Genomic DNA, 21,477 nt, shown 5'->3' on the forward strand with positions numbered 1-21,477 from the left:
ACAGGGGGCTTGCCGTTGACTGTTTCAATCTTGTTTAGAGCTTTTTTGATAAGAAAGGAGAGTCATAGAAGAAGATGATAAAATGGTTCATGCTGCTCGTTTTCATTGGCGCGTAATTGGAGGAGCTGTCGAGTTTGAAAGAGGTGAGGGGCAGATTTCTCGTGTATTTTCGGTTCTAAAAAAGCCTCAATCAGCACTCTACCATGCTAAGAGATGTCTAGAAATCTGCAAGGAGAATAACATTGGCGACTTTGACATTGTGTTTGCTTACGAGGCGATGGCGAGGGCGTGTGCTGTTGCTGGGGAGAAGGCAGAGTGTGAGAAGTATGTTGGTTTAGCGAGAGAGGCTGGAGAGCAGATTAAGAGCAAAGAGGATAGAGACTATTTCTTTAGTGAGCTTAAGACAGTTTCATTGTATACTGAGAAATAACTTATTGTTGCTAGCCCTTATTCCCATTCGTGTATAGGTTTATGGCATGTTATCATTTAGGGGTTGGGAGGGGCATGGTTATGTGTGTAGAGCCTTGGGATATCTATAGGTCAGGATGTTAAAGAGAAAGTTAAGGTAGTTGAACTTACGAGAAACGATGCCTCATTGCCTAAGTTGAAGTATCGGTATATGACACCAGCTATTATGACTTATCGATTTGCCATGAAGCAAACTCTTGGAAAATAGCGTTGACTCTTAAACCTCTTGGGAAAACTCTGGAAGAGAAACATGAATCTAAGCTTTTCAGGGAATACGTTGAAGAGCCAAGAGTTTTCGTTGCTGAATTAGATGGTGAGCAAGTAGGCTGGATTGAGATAGGATATCATAAGTGGAATGATAGAATGCGGGTTTAGCAGTTTTTCGTCAAAGAACAGTTTCATAGAAGAGGTATCCGAACACTGTTGATGAAGCAGGCTGTTAGGATGTCTAAGGAAAGAGGGGCAAGAATGCTGATTCTTAAAACACAAACATGCAACATTTCAGCCATCAACTTCTATATAAAACAGGGATTTGAGCTAATTGGTTTTGACACTACACATTATTCCACCAAAACATAGAAAAGAAAGAAGTTAGGCTAGAATTAGGCTTAACCTTATAGTGCTCGCAACACTATGAAACTTGAAAAATTCCTACCTTCTTCATATAATCTTTCAAATATTTGAATGTGAGGTTTCTAAGAATATTGTCCCCTTTGAGGCTGACAATAAAAGTGTCAGAAGCGGACATAAACTTCCCCCATTCAGTTTTAAGTGCACTCATTAACTCTGCATAATCAGTATAGTCTTTATGAACTGAAACGAACATTCTATCCATTCCACAACCACGCCCTGTAGAGACAAAAATTATATTTGGATACTTTGAAAGAAAAGACTTAGCCTCTGACGGCTTTTCGTCAGGAGATGTCCCATGCTTCCAATGACCAAAAGTGAACGCCATAATTTCAAAACCAAGTTTTTCGAAATTCGGAATTGCAGTGTAGTCAAGCAGCTCTTCCTTTTCTAATCCTGCTCTTCTTCTCGTAACGGTTGGCTGAGAAACCCCGATTTTCTTAGCTAGCTTTCTGTCGCTAATTTTGGAGTTCTTAACCAGCTCAAAGAGAATTTTATAGTCAACAGGCTTTAATTTTTTCATATCCGCATCAACCAACTCAGCTGAATATAAACAAAGCTTGTGTTTAAGCCTTATATAAGATTAATTGATACATCAAGGCAATTTTCTGTATCAACCATTCAAATGAGCCCGAGCACTGGCATTGAACGGAATACCCTTACCATGATTGTGCAAAAAAAGCTGATGCGCCGCGCTAGCCAAAATTAACTCCTTTTCTTTCTGAAAAGTCATACCATTTCCAAATCTCTTTAATCGCTTTCTCAGAGTATCCTTTATGCTTCAGCAAGATTCTGAAAGCAAAGATCGGTTTCATTTCGGAATTGTCACCAATCCAAATAGAAACTCGTGAACTTGACATAAAAATTCTGAATTCTAAATTCTATTTTCAAATAAGATTCAACTGACCATTCTCAAATAACTCTGCACATGCACATGAGTTTTGAGAAAACTGTTCCTTCTTTTCTTCATTATTTGGAACCGATTACCGTAGACACGCCATTTAAGAGAAAGTGCACTCATGAAAACATCTAAAGCATGACCGAATTTTAAGTGGATACTCTTGAGATTTCTTTTCTTCATTTTGTATTGTCTATTCAATGTCTCTAGAATACTATCCTTTTCTATAGCAGAAGTGCTTCTTGTTTGAGAATAAGAAATATATCTAAAGCGTTTATTTATTCATAATGGCGAGTGTGAGGCATCTATTCTAGACAAATGTCTAGAATTTTTCTTCACTTTATCTCCCCCCTCCACTCGCCACGTAATAAATGAAAACATTGGAAAAATGAAATTTTAACCTGTTCTCTTTTTTCCTTGTGGATCACTTCCGATCCTCAATGGTGAACTCAAGCAACTTCTTCAGAAGATTGGCCAGCTACTCTTAAAATTCGTTTTTAGTGGTTCGATAATGATTTTGCTCTGTGTGTATATTATGATTCTAGCGGTGTTGCTATTATAGATTTAGCCAGAATTGTGCAGGGTAGATATAATCTATGCAAAGATAGAAGATGTGTGCAAAAAATATAATAGTCTGTGAGATATAATGAATTTCGGAGAAAGGAAAAATGAAAAAGGCAATGTTAGTAATAGTACAGACTCTGCTTTTGATCAGTATTTTGACGATGGTGTTTGAAATACGACAGATGAGGGCTTCTGATAGCCCGCAAATATGGTACGTAGGTCCCACAAAGCCTCCAACATACCCAGATTTTGCTACGATACAAGAGGCGATAAACAACGCTAGTGTGAAGCCAGGGGATATAATTGAAGTTATGGAAAATGACACGTCTCCTTACTATGAGCATGTGGTTGTGAACAAGTCTTTGACAATTAGGAATTATGATACTCATCAGCCCGTTATCAATGGTCGGGGGTACGGAGCTGTGGTTAATATAACTGCACCAAACGTTGTGATCAACAATTTAAAGATACAGAATGGTGACTATGGTTTATTCATATTTTATTCGAGTAACATTACTTTGAGAAATAACGAGATAATTGGCAACACATGGAATTTCGCAGTAGAAGGCCTGTCTACACACATTGACCATTTCATCCAAGACATCGACGAGTCAAATACCGTTGACGGGAAACGAATTTGTTACTTTGTAGATCAGCAGGACAAGTCAATTCCCAAGGATGCTGGATATGTAGCTATTGTAAATTCGAGAAACATTACCGCAGAGAATTTATGCCTCAAAAGTAACTACCGAGGCACATTAGTGGTGAATTCTACAATTGTAACCATACAAAACATAACCTTTGAAAATCACCACAAATGTGTATCGGTGATAAAGTCTACAAGTGTAACCATACAAGACTTGGAGCTCCTAGAGCCTATGTATTCCGTTAGTAATTGGCAAGGAATACAACTTATCACTAGTAGCAATTCTAAAGTCCAAAATGTGGCTGTATCACATCATACTCATGGTGGAATTGCAATTTGGTTGGCGGGTTCAGAAAACAATAGCATTATGAACAATAAACTGTTTAGCCAATCCGATGTGATGGGAGGCATATGGCTGGGTTATTCAGATGGCAATTATATCATTGATAATGTAATAACAAACAGTACGTCTTATGGGAAATATACATTGTGCATTGTGCTGGAGCAGTCTCATAACAACGTAATCGCTAGCAACCACCTCTCAACATTAACAGAGCTTCCACATCATACGTTAGTTTTTTCAAATTCAAATGGAACAATTCTTCATCACAACAACTTTGCAAGCTACAAACACACAATCTTGAATTTCACGTCATTCAATACTAGCTGGGATAATGGTTTAGAAGGCAATTACTGGAGTGACTATGAAGGACAGGATGACGGAAGCGGAGGAAGAATCCTTGGTGACGGAATTGGTGACACAAAGATACCTCATCACGGAGACAATTACCCGCTAATAGAACCATGGAGTGCCAAAAGAATATTTTGCCGACAAGTGATTTCGTTGAGTGGGAAACTTATTGATACAGCTCAAGCGATTTTTACAACTAGTGACTGCACTTTAGCTTCGTTCAAATTTAACAGAACCCTCAAACAAATCAGCTTAAAAGCTACAGCAGGCTACTCTGGGATCTTAAACATAACGATTCCTAGGGACTGGCTAGACGGCCCATTCAAAGTTCTTGTTAACGGATCTGAAGTAGAAATTCTTCCGCCGGAAGCCAATGACACCTATACTTTCATAAACATTACTTACGTGAGAGGCCGCTACACTCTAGACATTGTAGGAAAAGAACTTGGAGGTTTCCCAGGCGACTATGACGGAGATGGTCAGGTTACTATCTACGATGTAGTAAAAGTCACCGGCAACTATGGAGCAAAAGAACCATAACAAGCGAATCCCTTTTTTCTCTAACATCGAAATTCACTATTCCCTGCTCTAATACACTGAACACATACGCGTCAAAAAGAGCAAATACTACGGAAACCGAAAAATAGTTGACTCTGTTTTAAGTAGCTACTCTTAAATGAAAGAAAGTTTGGCAGTTAAGTGAGCGACCTAGGTTGGCAGTCATCGAAACTAAAGACTTAACATATACGTATCCAAACGCTACAAAACCCGCTATCCACGGAGTCTCATTAAAAATCGAAAAAGGTGAGTTCGTCATCCTTACAGGTCCAAGCGGATGTGGAAAAACCACTCTCTGCCGATGTTTTAACGGTTTGATCCCCCACTTCTACCAAGGAGAGCTAACAGGCGAAATCCAAGTCGCTGGCTTAAACGTTGCAGGCAATCCAATTCACAAGCTTACCCTTCATGTTGGACTAGTATTCCAAAACCCCGAAAACCAGTTGTTTGCCCTATCAGTTGAAAAAGACGTCGCTTTCGGGCTGGAAAACCTCGGTGTTCCACGAGAGGATATGCAGAAGCAAGTAGACTGGGCGCTAGAGACCAGTGGCATTTATAACCTGCGTGAGAGAGCACCTGACGAGCTTTCTGGAGGACAGCAGCAACGAGTAGCTATTGCAAGCATCATTGCCATGCGTCCTGAAATCATGGTGCTAGACGAGCCAACCTCTTTCCTAGATCCTATGGGCGCTGAAAAAATCTTCGAAGTTATAGATAAGCTGAATAAATCTTTAGGCATTACAGTAATTTTAGTTGAACACCGGCTGGATTTAGCGGCAAGATATGCAAACCATGTTATTGTAATGGATAAAGGAAAAATTATCTTAGATGGTGAACCTAGAACGGTTTTAGGCTCTCAAAAAGCCCGTTTACTAGGAGTTGGGATACCGAAAGCAACAAGACTGTACCAAATTCTCGAAGAGGAAAATGGACTGAAAACGGATAACGTGCCAGTAACGTCCGAGGAGATTGTAAAGCTTTTGCGCGAGGTTTTGAAAACATGATAAAAGTCAAAGACGTTTACTTCACTTATCCAACCGGCGTTGAAGCGTTGAAAGGAGTCTCTCTAACAATAAGAGATGGCGAATTCATAGCCATAATGGGTCAAAACGGCGCTGGAAAAACAACGTTAATAAAACATTTCAACGGGCTGCTGAAACCCACAAAGGGAGAGGTTTTGGTTGGCAGCGTAAATACGAAAACTACAAGCGTGGCTAGACTCGCGCGAAACGTAGGGTTTGTCTTCCAAAATCCCGACAACCAACTTTTCTGTGAAACCGTAGAAGAAGAAGTTGCCTTCGCCCTCAAAAACTTCGGCTACAAAGACACCACATTAAAAAAGAGAGTGACATGGGCTCTGAACCTGTTAGGGCTTACGGAATACCGGAAAACCTCGCCTTTCATGCTTAGCGGAGGCGAAAGAAAACGTGTTGCTCTAGCGTCGGTGCTTGCTTGGAACCCTAAAGTTGTGGTAATGGACGAACCTACAATAGGACAAGACTACCAGCAAAAGGAAATACTTCGCCAATTTATAATCCAACTGAACACGCAAGGAAAAACCGTTGTAGTAGTCACTCACGATGTGGAGTTCGTAGCGGAATGTAACCCCCGCGTAATACTAATGTCTGAAGGAAAAATCGTCGCAGACGGTGTCGGAAAAAAAGTGCTCACAGATATTGACCGTTTAACTCAAGCTTCTATAGTGCTGCCGCAAGTAGCTCAGATATTTATGGGTTTAACAGATTTTGGGCTACCAACAGATGTAATTGACCTTTACGAAGCAAGAGAAATCCTGATGAAACGGCTGGGTGAGAAATGAGCGTTTTTGACGGTTTAAAGTTCAGAAGAGTTACGTCTCCCATCCACATGCTAGACCCGCGAATCAAGTTTCTTTATGTCTGCTCAATTTTCGTGGTCGCAATACTCTTTTGGGAATTACTTCCCCTAATCATCTTATTTCTAATGCAAATTCCGTTTGTTCTTTTGGCGCGTGTTCAGAAAGAATGGGTACGCTCTCTGAGAGGAGCAGCGTTTCTAGCTGTAATTATTTTCAGTACTAACCTTTTTTTCAGGTTTATGTATACAGGTTATCCAACGCTTCAGGACATTGAATATGCTTCAGCAATGACACTGCGCTTCGTAGTACTTGTCGAATCCTTCTCAGTATTCTTTCTAACAACTTCGCCAGACCATTTGGGTTTGGCTTTGGAGCAAAGCCACGTTCCATACGAGTTTTGCTTCGCCTTCACCACTGCCGTAAGGTTTGTTCCAGTCTTGGCTGATGAAGCCCAAACGATTATGGATGCTCAGAAAGCTCGGGGGCTGGAGCTTGAAAAAGGAAACTTTTTGAAGAGAATAAGAAACTACATTCCAATTCTCATCCCCCTAATCATCAGTGCCATTCGCAGAAGTCTAGAGCTCGCAGAAGCTATGGAATCGAGAGCTTGGGGCGCCATCGAAAAGCGCACTAACCTGTACGTTTTGAAAATGAGAAAAGCTGACTATTTGCTAATCTTAGCTTCCATTCTTATATTGATAATCGGTGTTTACATACGGTATTATGTGCCTACACCGTCATTTTCAGACCTTTTAAAGCTGTAAGTCTCCGCAAAAACTCTTATTGTTAAACTAGCTGGCTACCACAAGATTTTTAATAAGTAAAAAAGTATGCCTCTCCCGGCGAAAAAGCTTGAAAATGCTGAAAGCCGCAGCCCGAGAACTCCTTGCTGGCGCACAAAAAGCCATAGAAGCACTAGATTCTGAACAAGTGGAAAAAATGTTGCAAATGATAATCGAAGCCCAAAAAGAGAAAATCTTCGTTGTAGGAGTGGGTAGAAGCGGATTTGTCGGCCGTTCCTTCGCGTTGCGTTTGATGAATCTAGGATTCAACGTATATTTCTTAGGCGAAACCATAACACCAGCCGGCGGAAAAAATGACTTGGTTATCGCCATCTCAGGCACCGGCATGACGAAGATGGTGCTAACTGCAAGCACGGCTGCAAAGGATATTAGTGCAAAGGTTATAGCCGTTACCACTTATGCAAAGTCTCCCCTAGGAGACATAGCAGATCACATTGTTGTTCTTACCGGTCGAACGAAGATGGGTTGGCCTAGAGAAGAAGACTATCTTTCAAGGCAGATTTTGGGCGAACGTGAACCTCTGAGCCCTCTTGGTAGTATCTTTGAAAATAACTGTACGATATTTCTTGACAGTCTTATTGTAGAACTTATGTATCGCTTAAATAAGACTGAGGAAGAATTAAGGCGGAAGCATGCGACAATAGAATAGAGGCGGATGCAATGCGAGCTAAATGGAAAAAGAAAAGAAAAAGGCGAGAGAAAAAGAAGCGACAGCGGCGAAGAGAGAGATACAAGTAATCCTTAGTTTTTTCGCTTAGCGCTTAGTTATTGAAAGAAACGAAATTTGTCTTCTCAAGGTCATGTATAAACTTCAGTACGTGCTCCAGCTTGGTTACGCTGTATTCCGCTGACACTGCTTTCGCAATCTCATAGACTGTGCGTTTTCCATCCATAAAGTTAAAGATTTCATACGTCTTCTTTCTAAAATCTTCGTCTTTCTTTCCAATCTCTTCATACAATTCATACTCTTTCTCGCCCAATGCTCTCTTCAAAGCGTCTGCGTTGAAAGTGCCTTTGAACAATCGTTTTGGGGTTAGACTTTTTGCCTCTCTTACTGCCTCAGTTTCTTCTAGTTGCACAGGAAGTGTAATGCCCGCTGTTTTCGTGGCGTGGGCCAAGGTTTCTTCGAATCGTGCAATTTCAAGTCGACCGTACTGTTTTACGTCTTTCACATATTTTGCGGTGAGGTTTTCAAACTCAGGACTGCTTCCCAGCCTTTCCGCCGATTTTACTGCCTTTTTTTCGCGCCAAACTAAATGCTCCATCTTGTTCTTGAAGTTGAACGCTGTTTTGGCAAGGTTTTTTGCTGACTCGTTGGGGTTTAGGTTTTTCCTCTTCTTGAACAAACCTGTAAATGCTTCCTTGCTTGCTTCTTGCAATCTAGCTATTCCTCCCAACCTTGCTAGATTTGCCATGAAAATCGCATCTTCAACTGTAGCGTTGGCAAGAGTTAAGGCAGCAACCGTGGCTATCCAGCCTACACGTTTTAAGCTGTTTTCGCTGACTTTGTCGATTGAATCCATGCTTGTATGGTAGTACAGGTCTGGCCACTGAAGCAACATAATGCACGGGACACTGAAGGTGGAGTCGTTGAATTCTGCATGGTCACTTCCACCGCTGAAGGCATTAATTGAATATCGGAATGTTGATGCTGAACCGAAGACTGTCTTGGGGTCGAACTCTTCCGCTGAGTGTTCTATGAGGCTGAAAACGTAATCGTTAAGGTATGATGGATTAGAATCTGGCGTCTTGTCTAGATTGAGTGTGGATTTGCAAAGCTCTTGATTTTGTCCTACCATGTCAAGGTTTATGCCCGCAACCAACTTGGATGCCAAATCTTGATGATGGTACAGATAGGCGATTGTACCGAAAGTTTCTGGCACCCAAAGAAATCGTATGGTTCTTGCCGGTTTTTCGATTTTGCCCGATTTTATCAATGTTTGTATGGTGCGGGCGATTTCCAGAAGTAAGCCGCTGCCTGAGGCGTTGTCGTTGGCGCTTGGTTTTGGGTGGCAAAGATGGGCAATGAGGAAGATTGTTTCATTTGGCTTTGAGCTGCCTTGTATTATGGTTGTTACTATGTCTAGGTTGCCTGGGAACAGTTTCGCGTCGACTTTAGCTTTTAACATAACAGGTTTGTCGCCGCTGAGTAAGGCTCGCAGGTGGTTTCCTTGTCGTTTGCTGAGCGAAAAGCCGAAAGTTACTTTGTCTTGTTCTTTTTTTGTAGGCCATATTGACTGGTAGGCATGAGCGTCGGGTATGTCAACGCTTTCTCGAACATTTTTCATCTCATGTGTTATGGTGTCTGTGATGACGCCGGCGGCGCCGTACTTGTAAACCGCTTGTTCGTGAACTTGTTTTGCTCTGCCAGTTGCTAAAACGAATTTGTCCTTTACATCTTTTCCCTCATAATGTTTAGGCTTCGTTCCTTCGCCTACGTCAACTAGCTCGGCTGTGATGCCTTCGGGTGGTGTGGATTTGCTGTAGGTGTGAAGACATGTAGGCGTGTCTTCGTATCTGATGATTAGCTTCTTTTTAGGTTCAACCAAGTGCAGTTCGGCGGTTTTGACTTCCCAGCCAATTGGAGAAGTATAGGTCCAATATTTTGTGGCGCCGTCAGAAGTGAATTGTTCGATTTTGGCATTTTCAAAACCGAGACTCCGCAGTGTGTCTCTGACGTATTCTGCAGCTTCGTGGAACGTTGTGGAGGCTTGAATTCGGTGGAAACAGGTGATTTGGGCTACGTAGGATTTAGCGACTTCTCCTGAAAGTTCATCTTTCACTATCTTTTCGAGTTCTGCTTTCACAGAAAAACCCTTCTATTGATTTCTTCATATGCACAGTCGCATGCTTAAGATTTTTGCAAAAAGAAAAAAAAGAAAAGAAAGCTGCTACTTCGGCCTCGTCATTTGTATGTCTTTTGCCAGAACATACGGCGACAAGGATGGCGGTTCGGCTTCAAGCCACCAATGCACATGCTGTCTTTCTTTTGACATGCCTGTGATTTGACTTAGTAACCTAAGAGCGTTGTCGCTTAGCCGCAAATCTTTCCATGACTGCTTGATTTCACCGTTTTCTATTAGAAATATGCCGTCTCTGGGAATTGTGGAAAAGTCTCCTGTGGCGTAGTTTTGGAATCTGGTATACCACGTGTTAGTCAAGTATAAGCCACGTTTCACTTCGCCAAAAAGCTCCTCTCTACTAATGTCGCCTGAGTCCATTTCAATGTTCCACGGTATCGGCTGTACCAATCCAGCGTTACCTGTTGTTTTGGTCTTGAAGATTTTTGCAGTTGACGTGTTGTGTAAATATGTTTTAAGCACACCGTGATCGATGAACACGTTTTCCTGTATAGGAAAACCTTCGGCATCAAAAACACGGTTGCTAACTGAGTATTCGGCAGGGTTGTCTCGCAATGTCACCATATCAGACGCGACTTTCTGGCCAAGTTTTTTCACAAACACTGACAATTGGATCATAACGCTATACGCAGATGCCATTGTACCCCAAGTGCCAAGCATTGAACCGAAAAACAGCGGGTCAAAGATAACATTAAACTTGCCCTCTTCTCCTTGTTTTGGGTTCTTAGCCAACCTTGCTATTTTGCCCGCTTTCTCTCCAGCTCTGAAAGGCTTGAAATCTCTCAATGAGGAACAGCATTCTACGCCGTGACCTGAGGCGTCAATCTGCGAAAAGGCTCTGATTGACAACTCGATTGCTGATCTTGCATCTTGGCCAGTTGGTCCTTCAGAAGAGGCAAGGTAAACGTCTTCGTACTTTGCGTAGAGGATTCCTCCCGTGTTTACCTCTACACCAGCTTCCTTCTTGGCGGCTTCTATGGCTTCGAATACGTATTCGGCAGGGTCTTCTAGTTCTTGCAGCTTTTTATCTGCTGTAGGTTTTAAGTAATTGAATGTACCCTTAGCTATTCCGCCGTACATCGGGTTTTCCTTCGAAACCTTAGCCAACTTGAATAACTGTTCCATGATTTTGTCTGTGTTTTGGAAGTTTCGAATTTGGGTTGCGACTAATCGTTTGTTCCATGTGAGGGCGACATCTGTTACGTAGTTGTTCCACGCCACAGCGATATCTATTTGGTTGTTACTGAATCGTGTCTGTCTGTGCCGTCCAAAGACGGTTTTGGCGAGAACTTCGTCTGCACCAAGGGCTTTTCCCTTCTTTACTATGGCTTCTGTTTTCGCTAATACTTCGCTCATTTTACGTACACCTCTTTCAAACGAATAACTGGACCACCCGCGTAAACAGGTATTCCCTGCATCGGATCACCTTTACCACATGTCGCGGCGTCAAATCCAACCTCCTTTGATATAGCATCGACACTGCTCCACCAATTCTTAGTCGTAGTTTCAATAATTGGTCTCGCAACAGGATGCTTCAATTCTCCATTTTCGATTAGGTATGCTTCTCTGCCTACGTAGCGTTGATTGAAACGTCTGTCATCGATGTTCCATTCTGTAAAAGACTTCATGTAAATTCCATGCTTTACGTCTTCGATGACTTCCTCTTCCGTCCAGTCGCCAGGCAGCAGAAAAGTGTTTGCCATTCGCACGATGGCTTCTCTAGCGTAGCTATTTGCCCTTGAAGAACCATTACTCCTCGTGTCAAGTTTAGCTGCGGTTTCTCTGTTCTGTAGGAACTCGTTTATTATGCCATTTTTGTACAGGTATCGTCGTCTTGCTTTGATTCCTTCGTCGTCGTATTCGTAATAACCGTGACTGTTTTTAACTGTCGGGTCGTCTACTATGGTTACTATGTCGTTGCCAATTCTGGTTCCTATCCAGAAGGGACCGCCGGGGTATATGAAGGAACGTCCTGCTTGGCTCATTTCACGTCCGAGTATGCGGTCTGCTTCTATTGGGTGTCCACAAGATTCGTGGGATGCGATGCCTGTAACTTCTGTTCCGCAAACCAAATCCATTTTTCCAGGTTTGACGACTTTTCCTTCTTTGACTAGTTTTTGCAGCACTTTGGCTTCATGCAGCATTGCCTCAGTCATCTTCCACTCGTCGAAAGCCTCCCATCCTCCACTGCGTCCAAACTGTTTGTAAGCTTGTTCTGGCTTGCCATTTTCAGCCACGGTTATGAAAGCAAAGGTTTCTATGTTTGGCACAAAAGATGAAATTGCTGAACCTTCAGAGTTTACAAAATATTTCTCTGTGAGGTTTATTGTGCAAGCCATTATTCTTCCAGGAATTTTTATTTCTTGAGACGCAAAGGTTTTGTCGACTTCCATCAACTCTTCTATCTTCTTTTCGGGTGGAATGTCTTCTATCTTCTTTTTCTGTTCGACACTCCATTTTGTTTCGACACCTTTTTCTTCTGCGAAGGTAATCTTGTCTTTGCGTCTTGCTATTGTGGTAAATTTGTATGCTGTGTCGACGACTGTTTTTGCTTCTTCTTTTGTCCATTTGTTGGTTGATGCAAAGCCCAGTCCGCCGTTGGCTAGTATTCTTACGCAGAATCCAGTGTCGATGGTTGAGACGAAAGCGTCTAGGACACCGTTTTTTATTACTAGTTCGTCGTGTTGTGTGCTGTGGGCTCTTGTTTCGGCATACTCAACTTTTTTGCTTCGTGCATAGTCTAGCGCGTAGTCCACTAGGTCTTTATCCAAGGTTTTCACCTTCTGTAGCACTTAGGAATAAGCCCTCTCATAAGATTTTGCATGGCATTTTTAAGGCAAAATAGAACAAACCATGTAACTTCATAAGCCATGTAATGAATAGGTTGATTCTGATTCAGAATCCTTACCCCTTCTTCATAACGATTATTGCCCCCACAAAACAACCTAGACACAAAGTTTCACTCGGCGAAGGAACAACCATTGCTCATAAAGTTAGCTAAAACGCTGATGTTCTTGCCGCTGCTAACGTGTATTCTAGCCTCTTCGCTAGCTATTGTAGCTTCGGGTCTCATCTACGAGAACGATTGGACCTTTACCTACATCAATGAGCCGCCCTACGGCAACTGGACTTTCACACGCAGACCAGCCGCCCCCATGCAGATTAACGAGTCTCAAATTCAAATCGGCGCTAACTGGACATACGTCTATAATTTAGCCGCAAACCACACGTATCACGTTTACTGCTATGGCGACTGGATAAACGACGGCTCCACGCCCGAAACCGACTACGACATATATGTCTACAACCCCAAAGGAGAATTAGAAGGCTACCACACCGAAGCAGCTGGACTGCCTGAACATTTAGGAACAACCATAGACCAGCCATTCTTCTCGCCAAAGCATTCGGGCAACTACAGCTTTGTCATCCGAAACGACCCTCGAGAAAGTCAAGCTGCCCAACCTGCTACACTCATGGCTATTGAACATGTTAAACCAAATATTTGGCACAGCCGCTTCATTGAAGGAAAACAAGGCAACACATCTGTTGAAAACACAAGCTGGGCATACGAGTTCACCACCAACAGCGAACGCATCGAAATTCAAGTTCAGGTGCCTGACACGCTTGACATGTACGAGGCAAGGTTGTATCTTATGGCGAATCCTTCAAGCAAGAACGGTGAACTGTTGAATGGTACTCCCTTAGCGTGGGAGCATGGACTCTACGGCGAAGTGAGCGGTTCTTTCGGCGGCTACAACTTAGACAGTGAAGGTTTCAGAGGAGATGTCTATGCGAGCTGCGAGTATTTTGGGCAAGATATGCTAATCAACCACACAACGTCTTATGATGGGGAAAGTCTCTATCACCTTGTCATCATTGGCGAGTTCGGCGCCGGAAATGTAAGTTTCAGAGTTAAGACAAACTTTGGCGGTTCGGTGTTGAAATTGGCAACTCCTATTCAAATGGTTTATCCTAACAACGAAACAACTATCACCGCTGTTTCAAACAACTCCTACATTCAACAAGCCTTCCTCTACTATTCCATTGACAACTGGAACACATCTAGTTTTTCTGAAATGCTGGTCAGCAATCGCACCTGCAACGGAACGATTCTTGGTCAGGAGGCTGGCGTAATGGTGAATTATCGTGTGGACGCCTTTGATCTTCTTGACAACATGATGAACATTAACGGAAGCTACATAGTAAAGTATCCTTCTTACATAAACTTCACTCTAAGCAGCGAAGCTATAACATTTGGAGAAAACATGTCAATCAACGGCTTTATAAGACCCATAACAGAATCTGCAAATGCAAGTGTAAAACTAATTTTCACAGCTTCAAATGGATCAACATTCGCACAATATCGCTACATACAGAACGGCAATTTCTCAGCTAGCTTTAAACCATCCTTCCTCGGTTCTTGGAGCGTCCAAGCACAGTTTATGGAGAATCAGGTGATGTATGAATCCGTCAGCGATACCTTGCAGTTCGTCGTCGTAGAGCCTTCTTTTATGGTTAAGTATTCGATGTATATTTATGCGGGTGCCGGCGCAGCGGCTATAGTAGTTGTTGTGGTTATGATTCGACGAAGAAGACAATAGCCACGATTATCTCACACACGTTTTTAGTTGCCTAGATAAAGCTTTAAGCTAAACAGTGGACACAAACAAAACAACAAGGAGACACAGGGGATGGCTAAACATCTGTCTTCAAGCATGTATTTCATGCAAGGAAACGAAGCCCTAGCTGAAGCCGCTATCATCGCTGGATGCCGATTTTTCGCAGGCTATCCCATTACGCCAGCCAGTGAAATCGCTGAGCATTTGGCGAAGCGTCTTCCACAAGTGGGCGGTATCATGATTCAGATGGAGGATGAAATAGCTTCGATAGCCTCTCTGATTGGAGCAAGCTGGGTGGGCGCTAAGGCGATGACGGCAACTTCTGGTCCTGGTTTCAGCCTCATGCAAGAAAACATCGGATACGCGTTCATGACCGAAACTCCATGTGTTATAGTTGACATCCAAAGAGCTGGACCAAGCACGGGGCAAGCTACGAAATGTGGTCAGGGTGACGTTATGCAGGCTCGTTGGGGTACGCACGGAGACTATGCTTCAATTGTGCTGTCTCCGAATTCGGTGCAGGAAATGTTTGACCTAACCGTGCGTGCTTTTAATCTGGCTGAAGAATATCGCACACCTGTCATTCTGCTAGCTGATGAAATCGTGGCTCACATGAGAGAACAAATGTTTATGCCGCCTCTGGAAAAAATAGAGATTGTTAATAGAAAGAAGGCGAAGCCTGGCGACGAATCGTTCTTTGGCGGTGAAGAAGTTCCTCCTATGCCGTCTGTAGGTGAAGGCTATAACATAGCAGTGACAGGTTCGACTCATGACGAGTTTGGAATGCGTTTCACAGCCAACCCAGAAGTCCATCGCAATCTTGTAACTCGGCTTGTAAGAAAAGTTAGGAACAACGCTGAATTGCTGATGGATTTTGAAGCCTTTAACGTAAATGATTGTGAAGTCGGCTTCGTTTCTTTCGGATGCACATCTCGTGCAGTTTATGAAGCGTTAGAAATGGCAAGAGATAAAGGGATTAATGCTGGTTTTATTAGGTTGAAGACGATTTGGCCTTTTCCAGAAAGAATTGTTCAAACGATGGCGCAGAAAGCCAAGGCAATTATTGTGCCAGAGATGAACTTGCAGCAGGTTTTCTTTGAAGTGCAAAGAGTTGTTAATGGCGCTACAGAAGTTATCCCCGTCAACAAGATTGGCGGCGAAGAGATGTCAACGCCTGAAGAACTCTTTTCTGAAATCGAAAGGAGCGTGTAAAACCGTGAGTGAACCCTTTTCCAGCAAAAGCTATCTAAGAGGCATAGAATTTCCCTTCTGCGCAGGATGCGGCGGCACGACAGTAGCTACGTGTTTCCTTAGGGCTGTCCATGAGCTTGGCCACCGAGACCTTCAAGGATTTGTCTTCTGTAGCGGCATCGGCTGTTCTTCGTGGATTCCTTCCCCACACTTTGAAGCAGACTCCATCCACACGACGCATGGGCGAAGTATACCGGTTGCGACGGGTGTTAAGCTCATGCGACCTGATTTGAAGGTGGTTGTTTTTGGCGGCGATGGCGACATTGTAGGAATAGGTTTGAGCCATTTGATCCATGCGGCGAGAAGGAACTTGGATATTACCGTGATTATGGTAAACAATATGATCTACGGCATGACTGGAGGGCAGGTGGCAGCGACAACTCCCTTGAAGACGAAAACTACCACCACTCCTTACGGCGGCTTTGAACGTCCTTTAGATGCTGTTCAACTTGTCGTCTCCGCAGGCGCATGTTATGCAGCACGCTGGACCACAGCGCATATAAATCAGCTAAAGGGAGCCATTAAAAAGGCGTTGACCACAAAGGGCTTCGGCTTCGTTGAAGTAGTCAGTCAGTGTCCAACTGCTTACGGTCGCCGTGCTGGGTTCAAAAACGCTGGAGAGATGCTGCTGTGGCTAAAAAAGCAAAGCGTGAAGATTGAGGATGTTGAAAGGCTGACTAGAGAAGAACTGGAGGATAAAATAGTTGTCGGCGAGTTCATTCACCAGACTCGCCCAACCCTAACCGAAATGTTTCAGACAGTGTTGAAAGAGGCGAAAAAGCGATGAGTAGAGTCGAAGTGCGAATCTGCGGACTTGGAGGACAAGGAGTCGTGCTGGCAGGCCAAATACTTGGTCGTGCTGCAGTGTATGACGCAAAAAACGTGGTGCAAACCCAGAGCTACGGATCTGAAGCTAGAGGAAGCGCCGCAAAAAGCGAAGTAATAATCTCAACCAAGAAAATAGGCTTCCCAATGGTGAGAAAATGTGACGTTCTTGTGGCAATGAGCCAAAGCGCTCTTGACATGTACGTTAAAGACTTGAAAGAAAACGCCACTCTCCTAGTCGACAAAGATTTGGTTGAACAAATCCCCGAAATTAAAGCCCAAGTTCACAGATTACCAGCAACCAAAATTGCTGAAACACAACTGAAGTCCAAAATGTACGCAAACGTCGTAATGCTTGGCGCACTAACAAAGATAACCAACATAGTAAGCAAAGAAGCCATGGAAAAAGCTATCACGGCCAGCGTCAGAGCAGGCACTGCAGAAACAAACTTATACGCATTCAAAAAAGGCATCGACCTATAAAACACGCCTGTTTTTACCACAAGATCACAAGCAGCACATATTCAGTGTCTTTTTGCCAAATTTTGGGTTTTCTCCACCTCTTAACACTTTTTCGCGTTCCTCAAACTCGCATTATGTCTCGTTGAATCTCGGCGCTCGCCCAACTTGTTCTGTGTTGTGATGTATCCTCACGAAAATTACAGGGCACCTCGGGCTTCTGCACTCGTATTCTGCCTTTTTCCAATGTTTCTTCATCAGTTTTCCGCATTGGGGACATTTAATGTTCTTTATTTTCTTACCTCGAGCCATCAACTGTCGCCTCAAAACCTGCATTTTCACATTTAGGGCATTCTTTTATATAGGACATCCAGTTTCTTCAGCCTTTGCCCAAGGTTTTCGACGCCTTCGTAGATTTCTTCTTCCTTTTTTGCGCCCACACACACAATCTTGCCAGCGGAGAATATTAGGAAAACTACCTTTGGGCTTTCCATTCGGTAAATCGCGCCTGGAAACTGCTCCGGTTCGTACATGAGGTTCCCACCCACGTGAGCTCGCTCACACAATGCTTCAAGATCAACCGGTCCGCCGAGGTTTCCAGAGGCAACAATATTCTGAATCTTTATTTCAGGCTTTCCGATAATGATTATGCCAACTGCTCTTAATTCTCTGGCAACCTTCAAGATCGCCCTTCTAGCATTCCTCTCTGATTTGGCGCCGGTGCACACCATTCTTCCCGTTTTGAATAAGAGCGTACACGTTTTCGGCTTCTTCAGCCTGAAGGCGAGTCCAGGAAAAACTTTCGGTCGGTAGTCGACGTGTGGAAAAGCCTTAACTACGGCGTCTAGGTCTATTGGTTGATCAAAAGCAGCTGATGCCACGACATTTTGAATGTGAATTTCCCTATTTTTATCTTTCAAGAGGCTTCCATCCTCACGTCACTCCATGTCCCTTACGTAAGAAAACACGCGAAACGATAACTGTTTCGGTTTATCTTAAGAGGTCTTCATTGAGGTGCTACAGTATTCCGGCTGCACGCAACACTTAGATCTCAGGTCAATCACAAGCACCCTAGCCTTGCATACAGCTGATAGAGGGTATCGAAGAGACCGATAACCTTAAGGCTGAAATCACATTGGAAAAGGCACAAATGTTAATAGACTCAGGCATGGCTTTTGAAAACGTGACTCTACACAAGCTTTCAAGAAAAGGAATACGTGGAAACCATGTTAGAAAAATCACCTAAAACAATACTAGCGGGACACTTTCTCTATGAGGATACGTTAATTGAAGACACATTTGCCGAAATGTTCGGTATGTGGGTAGGAAGGATTTTAATTACTGCGGAGAATCAGAAATGGGCTAACACAGCGGCTAAAACTGCTACTGGTTTTGCTTCCTCAATTATCATGTCTCCAGCAGAGGCTGGAATAGAAAGAGTTGTGCAGCCAGCGAATACGCCAGACGGAAGAGCGGGAGTGTTGATTCAAATTTACCACAGAACACGGTTTGACTTGAAGGCTCAGATGATTCTCAGAATTGGCCAGTGTATAATGACTTGTCCAACTACTGCGGCTTTTGATGCGTTGCCCGAAGCGAAAAGAAGACTAAAGGTAGGGCGGAGTCTTCGTCTTTTCGGAGACGGATTTCAGAAAAAAGATGTCTTAGCGGATAGGAAAGTCTGGCGTCTTCCAGTTATGGAAGGCGAATTTATGGTGGAAGATAAGTTTGGCGCTGCAAAAGCAATTGCTGGGGGAAATTTAATAATAATGGCTCAAAACAGCACAGCAGGTTTACAGGCGGCGGAAAAGGCTGCAGAAGCTATCAATAAAAACACTAAAGAGGTGATAATGCCTTTTCCAGGAGGCATCTGCAGGGCAGGGTCTAAAGCAGGCTCGATTAATTATAAGCTTAAAGCGTCTACTAACCATCCTTTCTGTCCAAAACTTAAAGAGCTAGTGGCAGATTCGCAGGTACCTGATGGTGTCAGATGCATTTACGAAATTGTCATCAACGGGCTTGACTTGGATGTTGTGAAGAAAGCGATGGCTGAAGGGATAAAGGCGGCTGTTAAAATACCTGGCGTAGTTAGAATTTCTGCTGGAAATTACGGCGGAAAACTTGGTCCTTATCACGCTTATCTTAAAGAGGTTCTCGGATTAAGCTAACTTAGAGCCTCCAACTTCTCGATACTCTGCTATCTTGCTGGCAATGTTATTAAAACAACTGTAATATTACCAGAATATTTAAATGGGTTCCCTAACTGTCAACGCTCTCACTGGTCTAGGCTGGTTTTATGTATTCTCTACCCTTTCCTTCAAGCGAACCCACCAAAACCCTGTCATACCTTCTACCTGTGCGATTGTCAACAACGTGTTCAAGTTTTCCCTTAACCTCAATTGTCTCGCCTTTCTCTGCAAGACTGTCATAGAGTCCTTCGTAAGAAACCACTTCTTCAACGTTTACCTCGACATCTCCTTCAACCTCAACCTCTCTAACCCCATAAACGGCAGGGAGAAACACGCTGTCTTCACAGTCGGCAACAACCGCTCTCACAGTCACCATCCCAGCGGGATGATATGCCTTGTCACCATAGCTTTCTGTCAGCTCTTCTTCCAGCTTTATGGGATGCACAGAGAAAAAAGTGTCGTCAAATATGCCAATGTTCCACTTTCGCTCATAAATCCGCTCTGCTTCAGCTAAACTAATTGGATGATTACGTGTTTTGTTCATATACCAATTCCTAAGTTTTTCTCTTCCAAAACGTTTAACCCCAGAGTTACCAGTCAGATGCGCTTTGGTTAAGGCGTTTTTCACTGCGTAGCTATTTTCCGCTCCATACACGGTGATGTCCATGTCAGAAAAAGCAGGATTGTGAATGTCCAGCAGTATTGAACCTGTAACGCCAAAATTATCAGCTGGAACAGCGCTTAATTTGGCTAGTAAGGACACGAAACGGGCAACTTTTCCTTGCAAAGAGTCAAGATGTGATTTCTTGAAAAGCTTTGCCAGCTTCTCATCAGGCTTAAGGTGCTTCACTACATGTTTCTGTGGAACACCAGTCATTGTAATGTTATAGGCTGAAGAGAAGAACAAGTATTGAGGATAAGCATTTTTTAAAAGGTCAAATGTTTCCAACAAGTTTGAAATCGTGTATACTCGCATTACACGCTTAAATCGGTTTTTTCCCTTCCACCATTTTCCCTTTGAGTCGGGCGAATATTTGAGATAACTAATTACACGGTCAGTGGGATGATATGGACCCACAACACAGAAGAGAAAGCCTTCTTTTGTGCTTAGAAAATCGCGATCTCTGAAGCCTCGTTCCTCCAAAATCTTCACCCTGCTAGCACCATAAAGTCTAAGGGTTTGCCGCCTAAAAGAAGCCTAAAAAACGTGTCCCCATTTTTCCTTTGCACTTCCTCAACTTTTCCCTGCGCAATCACTGTTTCCCCTTTTCTTGCCTGTTCGCAAAATCTTCCTCGAAAAGACACAATTTCCGTCACAGTTCTTTCACATTTTCTTTCAAGCGCCTGCACGTTCTCAACAGAATAGCGACAGGGCGTAAATATGGCTTCAGAATCATCCGAAATCACTGCCTTTATTTTCGCATAGCCAACTTTTCTGTAAACTACATCGCCGTAGTGTTCTTCGACTTCGTTCCAATTTTTTACGCATCGGATATAAAAGTCGCGTTGCAGAAACTTGCCTTGCAAAACTTTTCTACGCTCCGTTACCAAAAAGTCTTCAAAGGGCATTTCTGTGTCTTGTGAACGAAAATTGTAAAGAAGGCTTAGTCCCTCTTGCGTAAACGCTTTTATTGCGCTTTTTCCATTTCTCGTCACCGATTTTAATGTCCTGTAGATTTCGCGGCAGTTTTTCTCTCCATAGACTATCAGGTCTATATCTGATTTGGGTGTATGCAACTGTGCTAGAAGAGAGCCAGAGATGCCGAGCTTATTCGAAGGAACATCTGAGTGGATATGCAACAACTCAGCAAACTGCAAAGCATCTTCTTCTAACTGGTCTAACTGGTGACTATTACGAAGTTCCTGTAGACGATTGACTGGATTATAATAATTTCTTATGTCTTTTTTAGGGACTTTGCAAAGGCGTTCATCAAAAACGAGATCAAAGACTAAATAGCGGGGAAACCGTTCTTCGAGAAGCTCGTAACGTTCGGAAAGAGCGTAAATCTTTCTATAAGCAATGCCTCTTCGTTTTCGGTTTCCATGAGGGTCTGGAATGAAACGGGGAAAAGCAACTATTTTGTCTGGAGGATGAACTAAACCCTTAACGTCAAAAATCCACTTTTTCCTTGTTTGGATTAAGTCACCTTCTCTAGATCTTACTTCCAAGAATTATCC

Annotated in this window: 22 protein-coding genes; 13 read left to right on the plus strand and 9 right to left on the minus strand. The window is 43.1% G+C overall.

Features of this window, described 5'->3' with window-relative positions; all coding sequences use genetic code 11:
- The first annotated feature begins 82 nt into the window (after positions 1–82).
- Together OEX01_04705 and OEX01_04710 are read left to right on the plus strand one after the other, a co-directional pair.
- On the plus strand, positions 83–430 hold the full coding sequence (locus tag OEX01_04705) for a hypothetical protein (protein MDH5448285.1): 348 nt from the start codon (positions 83–85) through the stop codon (positions 428–430).
- Positions 431–678: 248 nt separating this feature from the next.
- Entirely contained in the window at positions 679–843 is a 165-nt protein-coding gene (locus OEX01_04710) for a hypothetical protein (protein MDH5448286.1), read from the plus strand.
- Between the two features lie 256 nt (positions 844–1,099).
- On the opposite strand, the gene OEX01_04715 is transcribed toward OEX01_04710, so the two are convergent.
- Both OEX01_04715 and OEX01_04720 read right to left on the minus strand, forming a co-directional pair.
- A complete protein-coding gene (locus OEX01_04715) occupies positions 1,100–1,621 on the minus strand; it encodes a winged helix-turn-helix transcriptional regulator (protein MDH5448287.1) in 522 nt (173 codons plus the stop codon).
- Positions 1,622–1,793: 172 nt separating this feature from the next.
- Complete coding sequence (locus tag OEX01_04720; protein ID MDH5448288.1) at positions 1,794–1,958, minus strand: hypothetical protein; 165 nt, start codon at positions 1,956–1,958, stop codon at positions 1,794–1,796.
- A gap of 718 nt (positions 1,959–2,676) precedes the next feature.
- On the opposite strand from OEX01_04720, the gene OEX01_04725 reads away from it, so the two are divergent.
- The 5 genes from OEX01_04725 to hxlB all read left to right on the plus strand — a co-directional run bounded on the left by OEX01_04725 (position 2,677) and on the right by hxlB (position 7,744).
- Positions 2,677–4,437, plus strand: coding sequence for a right-handed parallel beta-helix repeat-containing protein (locus tag OEX01_04725; protein ID MDH5448289.1), 1,761 nt, complete (start codon positions 2,677–2,679; stop codon positions 4,435–4,437).
- 173 nt (positions 4,438–4,610) lie between these two features.
- Positions 4,611–5,459 (plus strand): energy-coupling factor ABC transporter ATP-binding protein, encoded by an 849-nt coding sequence (locus tag OEX01_04730; GenBank protein ID MDH5448290.1) that lies wholly within the window; start codon positions 4,611–4,613, stop codon positions 5,457–5,459.
- Complete coding sequence (locus OEX01_04735) at positions 5,456–6,274, plus strand: energy-coupling factor ABC transporter ATP-binding protein (GenBank protein ID MDH5448291.1); 819 nt, start codon at positions 5,456–5,458, stop codon at positions 6,272–6,274. Before OEX01_04730 ends, OEX01_04735 begins: the two co-directional genes overlap by 4 nt.
- Positions 6,271–7,056, plus strand: a complete 786-nt coding sequence (locus tag OEX01_04740; GenBank protein MDH5448292.1) for an energy-coupling factor transporter transmembrane protein EcfT — start codon at positions 6,271–6,273, stop codon at positions 7,054–7,056. Before OEX01_04735 ends, OEX01_04740 begins: the two co-directional genes overlap by 4 nt.
- 94 nt (positions 7,057–7,150) lie before the next feature.
- Complete coding sequence (hxlB, locus tag OEX01_04745; protein ID MDH5448293.1) at positions 7,151–7,744, plus strand: 6-phospho-3-hexuloisomerase; 594 nt, start codon at positions 7,151–7,153, stop codon at positions 7,742–7,744.
- Between the two features lie 112 nt (positions 7,745–7,856).
- On the opposite strand, the gene OEX01_04750 is transcribed toward hxlB, so the two are convergent.
- The 3 genes from OEX01_04750 to OEX01_04760 all read right to left on the minus strand — a co-directional run bounded on the left by OEX01_04750 (position 7,857) and on the right by OEX01_04760 (position 12,727).
- A complete protein-coding gene (locus OEX01_04750) occupies positions 7,857–9,902 on the minus strand; it encodes a PqqD family peptide modification chaperone (GenBank protein ID MDH5448294.1) in 2,046 nt (681 codons plus the stop codon).
- A gap of 84 nt (positions 9,903–9,986) precedes the next feature.
- Positions 9,987–11,312: a TldD/PmbA family protein gene (locus OEX01_04755; protein ID MDH5448295.1), complete on the minus strand. Its 1,326-nt coding sequence runs from the start codon at positions 11,310–11,312 to the stop codon at positions 9,987–9,989.
- Entirely contained in the window at positions 11,309–12,727 is a 1,419-nt protein-coding gene (locus OEX01_04760) for a TldD/PmbA family protein (GenBank protein MDH5448296.1), read from the minus strand. Before OEX01_04760 ends, OEX01_04755 begins: the two co-directional genes overlap by 4 nt.
- 104 nt (positions 12,728–12,831) lie before the next feature.
- On the opposite strand from OEX01_04760, the gene OEX01_04765 reads away from it, so the two are divergent.
- The 5 genes from OEX01_04765 (at position 12,832) to OEX01_04785 (ending at position 17,134) form a co-directional block, all read left to right on the plus strand.
- A complete protein-coding gene (locus OEX01_04765) occupies positions 12,832–12,957 on the plus strand; it encodes a hypothetical protein (protein ID MDH5448297.1) in 126 nt (41 codons plus the stop codon).
- Entirely contained in the window at positions 12,938–14,557 is a 1,620-nt protein-coding gene (locus OEX01_04770) for a hypothetical protein (GenBank protein ID MDH5448298.1), read from the plus strand. Before OEX01_04765 ends, OEX01_04770 begins: the two co-directional genes overlap by 20 nt.
- A gap of 90 nt (positions 14,558–14,647) precedes the next feature.
- On the plus strand, positions 14,648–15,787 hold the full coding sequence (locus OEX01_04775; GenBank protein ID MDH5448299.1) for a 2-oxoacid:acceptor oxidoreductase subunit alpha: 1,140 nt from the start codon (positions 14,648–14,650) through the stop codon (positions 15,785–15,787).
- Positions 15,788–15,791: 4 nt separating this feature from the next.
- Entirely contained in the window at positions 15,792–16,613 is an 822-nt protein-coding gene (locus tag OEX01_04780; GenBank protein MDH5448300.1) for a thiamine pyrophosphate-dependent enzyme, read from the plus strand.
- The gene (locus OEX01_04785; GenBank protein MDH5448301.1) at positions 16,610–17,134 is read left to right on the plus strand and encodes a 2-oxoacid:acceptor oxidoreductase family protein; all 525 of its coding nucleotides are present in this window, start codon (positions 16,610–16,612) and stop codon (positions 17,132–17,134) included. The genes OEX01_04780 and OEX01_04785 overlap by 4 nt, the downstream gene beginning before the upstream one ends.
- Before the next feature lie 111 nt (positions 17,135–17,245).
- Here OEX01_04785 and OEX01_04790 read toward each other — a convergent pair whose 3' ends face one another.
- Together OEX01_04790 and OEX01_04795 are read right to left on the minus strand one after the other, a co-directional pair.
- On the minus strand, positions 17,246–17,422 hold the full coding sequence (locus OEX01_04790; GenBank protein ID MDH5448302.1) for a hypothetical protein: 177 nt from the start codon (positions 17,420–17,422) through the stop codon (positions 17,246–17,248).
- A 32-nt stretch (positions 17,423–17,454) separates the two neighbouring features.
- Positions 17,455–18,030 carry a TATA-box-binding protein gene (locus OEX01_04795; protein MDH5448303.1) on the minus strand — a complete coding sequence of 192 codons (576 nt, stop codon included), beginning with the start codon at positions 18,028–18,030 and terminating at the stop codon, positions 17,455–17,457.
- Positions 18,031–18,336: 306 nt separating this feature from the next.
- Between OEX01_04795 and fhcD the strand changes: the two genes are divergently transcribed.
- The gene (gene fhcD / locus OEX01_04800; protein ID MDH5448304.1) at positions 18,337–19,278 is read left to right on the plus strand and encodes a formylmethanofuran--tetrahydromethanopterin N-formyltransferase; all 942 of its coding nucleotides are present in this window, start codon (positions 18,337–18,339) and stop codon (positions 19,276–19,278) included.
- A 115-nt stretch (positions 19,279–19,393) separates the two neighbouring features.
- On the opposite strand, the gene OEX01_04805 is transcribed toward fhcD, so the two are convergent.
- Both OEX01_04805 and OEX01_04810 read right to left on the minus strand, forming a co-directional pair.
- Positions 19,394–20,452, minus strand: a complete 1,059-nt coding sequence (locus OEX01_04805; GenBank protein MDH5448305.1) for a hypothetical protein — start codon at positions 20,450–20,452, stop codon at positions 19,394–19,396.
- The gene (locus tag OEX01_04810; protein MDH5448306.1) at positions 20,449–21,468 is read right to left on the minus strand and encodes a hypothetical protein; all 1,020 of its coding nucleotides are present in this window, start codon (positions 21,466–21,468) and stop codon (positions 20,449–20,451) included. Before OEX01_04810 ends, OEX01_04805 begins: the two co-directional genes overlap by 4 nt.
- Positions 21,469–21,477 lie beyond the last annotated feature (9 nt).

This window comes from Candidatus Bathyarchaeota archaeon, from assembly GCA_029882535.1.
Taxonomy (GTDB): domain Archaea; phylum Thermoproteota; class Bathyarchaeia; order Bathyarchaeales; family SOJC01; genus JAOUKM01.